Origin of the sequence: Segatella salivae DSM 15606, assembly GCF_000185845.1 — a bacterium.
GTDB lineage: Bacteria > Bacteroidota > Bacteroidia > Bacteroidales > Bacteroidaceae > Prevotella > Prevotella salivae.
Genome location: NZ_GL629647.1, coordinates 2354547 through 2360791 on the forward strand (window position 1 = coordinate 2354547; position 6245 = coordinate 2360791).

2 protein-coding genes and 1 pseudogene are annotated in these 6245 nt (G+C 42.6%); 2 read left to right on the forward strand and 1 reads right to left on the reverse strand.

What is annotated here, in order from left to right; all coding sequences use genetic code 11:
- Nucleotides 1-2349, reverse strand: a pseudogene (locus tag HMPREF9420_RS09315) (SusC/RagA family TonB-linked outer membrane protein); the annotation flags it as partial.
- A 290-nt stretch (nucleotides 2350-2639) separates the two neighbouring features.
- Here HMPREF9420_RS09315 and HMPREF9420_RS09320 point away from each other — a divergent pair.
- Together HMPREF9420_RS09320 and HMPREF9420_RS09325 are read left to right on the forward strand one after the other, a co-directional pair.
- Complete coding sequence (locus HMPREF9420_RS09320; RefSeq protein WP_007135391.1) at nucleotides 2640-3665, forward strand: LacI family DNA-binding transcriptional regulator; 1026 nt, start codon at nucleotides 2640-2642, stop codon at nucleotides 3663-3665.
- A gap of 382 nt (nucleotides 3666-4047) precedes the next feature.
- A complete protein-coding gene (locus HMPREF9420_RS09325) occupies nucleotides 4048-5385 on the forward strand; it encodes an MFS transporter (RefSeq protein ID WP_007135392.1) in 1338 nt (445 codons plus the stop codon).
- Nucleotides 5386-6245: the final 860 nt, after the last annotated feature.

The following is a 6245-nucleotide window of genomic DNA, read 5'->3' on the forward strand; positions in this document are numbered from 1 at the left end:
AGAATTCTGCTGATTGAGGATTGTCCAGCTTAAAGTTGCTTCAACACCAGTATTGGTTAAGCTACCAATATTTGATGAAACTTGATTTCGGAAGTTTGAACCTGCGGGAACATATACCGTATTTAATAGGTCGGTTGTCTTGCGGAAGTACCAGTCAATGCTACCCGTTAGGCGCTGATCTAATATACCCCAGTCAAGTCCTACATTGTAAGTGGTCGTAGTTTCCCAAGTTAAGTTCTTGTTAACTGCATCGGGACGTACCATTGTTCCATCGCCAATGATGGGATAATAATTATTGGTTCCCGTGTTAATTTGATAGATATCGAAGTATGTATAGTCACCAATTCCTTCCTGCTGTCCAGTCATTCCCCAGCCTAATCTCAGCTTTAAGTCCGAGAGCCACTTAATCTCTTTGAACTTGTTTTCATCCTTTATACGCCATGCAAAAGCAAAAGATGGGAAGGTAGCCCAATGCTTTTTGAAGCGTGAAGCGCCATCAGCGCGGACCGTAGCTGTAAGATAATAGCGCTGCATCCAATTCCAATTAGCACGTCCAAAGAATGAAACGAGGTAGTTCTCGGTCATATATTTGTAATCTTCTTTTTTGCCATCACCATCATAATCCTGTCCAGAGTCGGTGTTAATCTCACCAGGATGCATGCTGTTTGTTTTTGGATAATAAGATAGATAGCGGCTTGTTTCCTTTCTCCAGAAGTGTTGCCACTCATAACCTGCCATGATATCAAAGTGATGTTGGTATTTATCTTTGAAGTCATGATAGTATTGTGCATAAGCATTGAACAACAAATTACGTTTCAAAGACTTCTTAAAGCCAGTAGAACCATAGTAGAATGCCAATGGAGAAGTTGGCTCAACGTCAGTATTTTGCTTTCCTTCTGCAATGTCAGCACCAGCTGTTGCGTGCAAGCGGAGGTCTTCAAAACCATGTACTTGATAATCAATGTCGGCATTACCAATAAAGTCTCAGCTCGTAGCTCGGTCGTTTTTAAGCATCAAATCAGCAACAGGGTTTTTGGGAGCAAGGGTGTTTATGTTGAAAGGATAAGTCGGATCGTTGAGTGAAGCACCGGGACCACGCCATGCAAAATAACCTCCAAAGTTGTCTTTGTCAGCTGAAGTGGTGTCATAAACAGGCTGTGTTGGGTCCATTCTTGTGGCTGCACTTGTAGCGTCACCATCTGCATAACGGTTCTTCGCAATCATCCCTTTGGCATTCAAATTGAGTGTCAGATGATCGTTAAGTAGGTGTGGATTCAAGTTCAAAGCTGTTGTAAAACGTTCAAACTTAGAAGTTTTCACAATACCTTCTTGGCTTGTATATCCTGCAGAAACACGCCAAGGGAGATATTCTTTGGGGCTTCCTAAACTCTGAGAACCTGATACTGTGACGTTATGATCATGGCCCCAAGCCGTACGATAGATTTCTTTTTGCCAGTCAGTATTTGCGGTTCCCAATAAAGAAAGCGCCAAAGCTTCACGCTGATTACCTGCATAGATCTTCTTAACGAAGTCGCGGTATTCATCGCCATTCATGACATTGAGGGTCTTTCTCTTCATACTCATTGTCACATTGCCCGCATATGATACCTTAATAGGTTGGTTGGCATGTCCTCGTTTGGTAGTAATGATGATGACACCATTAGAGCCTCGCGAACCATAGATAGCAGTTGCCGACGCATCTTTCAGCACATTGAAGCTCTCTATGTCTTGAGGATTGACCATAGAAAGTGGGTTTGACAATCCCTGTACACCATTATTGTCCATTGGAACGCCATCAATCACAATCAATGGGTCGTTGGAAGCGTTCAGAGAAGAACCACCACGGATGCGGATACTAGCACCACTTCCCGGCGTACCGCCACCTGTTGTGATGTTCACACCAGCTATCTTACCTTGCATCATATCTTGTGCATTGACTACAAGACCTTTATTCTTACTGTCAGGTTGAATTTGAGTTACAGAACCAGTAAGGTCTGATTTTTTCACAGCGCCATAGCCAATAACGACTACTTCATTAAGAGTTTTGTTGTCATCTTCAAGTGTTGTTGACAGATTATCCATGGCTTTTACCTTCTTTGGGGTCATACCGACATAGGTAATCGTAATCTCTGTGCCCTGAGGTACATTCACAACATAGTTTCCATCAAGGTCGGTTACCCCCAAGGCCTTACCATTTGCCATGATTGTAGCACCGATAATAGGCTCTCCAGAAGCGTCTTTGACTTGGCCTCTCACGGAACCTGATTGCGCAAAAGCTGTTGCAGAGAGGAATAGACCACCTGCTATGGCCCAACTTCTAAGCGGCAATTTGAATTTCACCTGCTTCATCATTTACTTTGAATTTAAGTTAACGTTAGTATATTATATATTGATTTTATCGTTTAGGCAACTCGTTCTAACTACTTATTTGTTTAGTTGTCGTTTCCATGCCATGGCATTTCGCACCAAGGTTTATGTTGCAAAAGTAAATTTGTTTATTTAATTTTCGGCTTTTTTAACGTGAAAACTTTATTTAAATCAATGCAAACGATTACGCAATCTTTTGTCATTTTAGTGTTTAAGATTAAAGAAACTTTTTGTAGATTTGCATAACTTTGTTGCGTAACTGATGAGCAACCATGAAAGAATCTTCGCCCATAACAATGAAAGATATAGCCCGAGAGCTTGGTGTTTCCGTGGCTACAGTATCGCGTGCACTTAAAGATAGTCCACGCATTAGTAAGGAAACGCGAGCTGCTGTCAAGGCTTTTGCAGAAGAACATCATTTCTTTCCAAATGTCATTGCAGAGAGTTTGCGCAACAATCGCACTAAGCCTATGAAGATTATTGGCGTGATTGTTCCACAATTTACACATTTCTATTTCTCCTCAATCCTTAGTGGTATCGAAGAAGAAGCCTCTGCTCGGGGCTATAGAATCATGGTAGCGCAGAGCAATGAAAAGTATAGTCGTGAGGTCGAAATATGCAAATCGTTTTATGAAAACAAGGTATGTGGCGTCATTGTATCGCAAGCTAAGGACACCAATCAATATGAACACTTCCAACGTTTGATTGATCATGGCGTGCCATTAGTATTCTATGACCGCATCTGTACAGGTGTAAACAGCAGCCGAGTTGTGGTTGATGATTACATGGGAGCCTATACAGCGGTGAATTATCTCATTGGAACGGGGTGCCGAAGAATAGCCTTTTATGGTGCATCAATGAAGTTGGAGATTACCAAAAACCGCTTTAATGGTTATCATGATGCATTGGTAAATAACAATATTCAGCCTGAAGAAAGGTTTATAAAGTATTGTGATAACCGCGCCGATGCAGAGATAATTACTCCTGCTTTGTTGTCAGAGCCCGACCGACCTGATGCTTTTTTCGCCGTCAACGACGACACTGCAATCGGCATTCTCTATACCGCCAAGCGCATGGGACTGCGTGTTCCCGATGATGTTAGTATCTGTGGGTTCACTAATGGGCATCGTGCAATTGCGTGTGACCCTATGCTTACGACGGTTGAACAGCGCGGAATGGTTGTCGGAGAAGAAGCCGCAAACATCCTTGTTGGCCTCGTTGAGGGCTCGATTCCTAAGGATAAGATTGAGAAACGCGTAGTAAGAACGCGACTCATTGTGCGAGGAACCACCCGATAGGCATGGCTTTCTGACGCTCAAAAGCAAGGTCTTGTGTTGCCAATCTTCTGGCATTGAGTGACGGAAACGCTGCAATCCAATGGGTAGACAACCCATTTGAGCGTGCTAAACAGCAGCTATAAAGTGGCCAAACAAGCGGTTAAATGAATAAAAAGAACTGATTTTTAAAGGTGACATAAAAGGATAAAGAAAGACGATATTCATAAAATATGAGTTGAAAAAATATGTTTTATGCGAAAAAAGTCGTAAATTTAGCGCCAAAAATACGGCTTGCGGCATAACAAATAAACTTCGTATGTTGTGTGCGCCTTTCTATTCTTGACAACAAAAATAGCCTAACCATAAGCAATAAAGACTGATAGAACAAAACAACTAAATAACAATGAACACAGGATTATCACAAAAACCCGACATGAAGTTTTGGGGGTTATGGAACCTTAGCTTTGGTTTCTTTGGTGTACAGATAGCCTACGCCTTGCAAAGTGCAAACATTTCGCGAATCTTTGCCACGCTCGGTGCAGATCCGCATAATTTAAGTTACTTCTGGATTCTTCCTCCGTTAATGGGCATTCTGGTGCAACCCATCGTCGGAACACTTAGTGATCGCACGTGGTGTCGCTTCGGTCGTCGTATACCTTATTTATTTATAGGGGCTGCCATAGCTGTTTTCGTGATGTGCATGCTGCCTAATTCTGGGTCGTTTGGCTTCACCATAGGTGCTGCAATGATATTCGGCCTGATAGCATTAATGTTTCTTGACACAAGCATTAATATGGCAATGCAGCCTTTTAAGATGCTTGTTGGCGACATGGTGAACGAGAAACAAAAGGCTCTTGCCTATAGCATTCAGAGCTTTCTCTGTAATGCTGGTAGTATCATGGGCTTCATTTTCCCTTTCATTCTGACAAAAATCGGTATTCGAAATGACGCCCCCAAGGGGGTTGTTCCCGACTCCGTAATTTGGGCTTTCTATGCCGGCGCAGCCATACTCATCCTTTGTGTGCTCTATACAACACTCAAAGTGAAAGAATGGTCGCCCGAAGACTATGCACGCTATAACGGAGAACTTGTGCCGAAGACAAGCGAAACAAAAGAGAAAAGCGATTGGCTTACACTATTAAAGAAGGCTCCTTCTACCTTCTGGAGAGTTGGATTGGTTCAATTTTTCTGTTGGGCGGCGTTCATGTACATGTGGGTTTATGCCACAGGTGCTATTGCTGACACGTGTTGGGGAGTCGATATGAAGGCTGCTCACGCTACAATGTCCACGTCATATCAGGACGCTGGCAACTGGTTGGGCATTCTTTTTGCCGTTCAAGCCGTAGGAAGTGTGATATGGGCCATGGTTCTTCCTCAATTCAAAAACCGCAAAGTAGCTTACATTGTCAGCCTTCTCTTGGGCGCAGTAGGCTTTGCTCTTGTGCCGTTTATACATCATCCTTATGTGCAATTTGTGTCATTCTTGCTCATTGGTTGTGCTTGGGCAGCGATGTTGGCCATGCCGTTTACGTTTGTAACGAATGCACTTCAGGGCTATGGGCACATGGGTGCCTACCTCGGTCTATTCAATGGAACGATTTGTGTGCCTCAAATCATCGCCTCACTCTTTGGAGGTCTGCTCTTGTCTCTTGTCGGATCAAATCAAACCGACATGATGTTTGTGGCCGCAGTTTGCCTTATTCTCGGTGCATTGAGTGTGCTAAAGATTAAAGAAAAGTGATAAAACAGCGTATGGATAAAGGCGAAAAGGTTTTTAAAAACAAGGTCTTTTCGTCTTGTTTATCCGAAGTTTGCGTGGTTGGTTGGTAGTAAGAACGATGTATGTTACTATTGTTCAACGAATGCTATCATTCAGTTTGTTGTTCTCGCGTATTTGAAACAGAAGATGTTTTCGTTTCAAATACGCGTTGTTTTTCATTTGTTGGAAAGCCGATGTAAATCAATAGGTTATATGATTAAAACGGCATTGTTCGTTTGTTGATAGCCTTTGCTGATGTAATTTGCGTTAAATTGTCGTGCGAATTGCGTCATATCATCGCGTAAAATAAGGCTAATTACTTGCCCATTTGCCTCAATTCATTTTGTCAATCAGTATGGGGTAAATGATCGTTTGGATAAAGCCGAGTCACCATAGCATAGCATTTGTTTGCAAATGTAACTTGCGGTGACACATGTCGCCGTAGATTTTGTACCAGTATTCCAATGGATAAATTTTGCAATATGAATGCCCTCATGGTGCGATTAATGTCTATACACACATGAATAAATGGTGGATTGTACCGAAAAGGTACAACACTTACAGCGTTGTTCCACGCGAACCATACGTTAACCCAGGGTAGCCGGCACTATCGTTTGGCAACCCTGGGCTATCGAAAACGCAACACCGATGGCGTTGACACGTTTATTTCATAATATAATTAATGCCAATATACGAATAAATAAATAGCATAATGTGCCAATATTTTAATGGATATGTCCACCATGATAAATGCCCTCATGGTGCAACTCGGTACGAGTTGTTCTTTTGATAGCCCGGGGTTGGCGAGGAACGAGCCTACCCCGGGTGAGCATCCGCAAGGG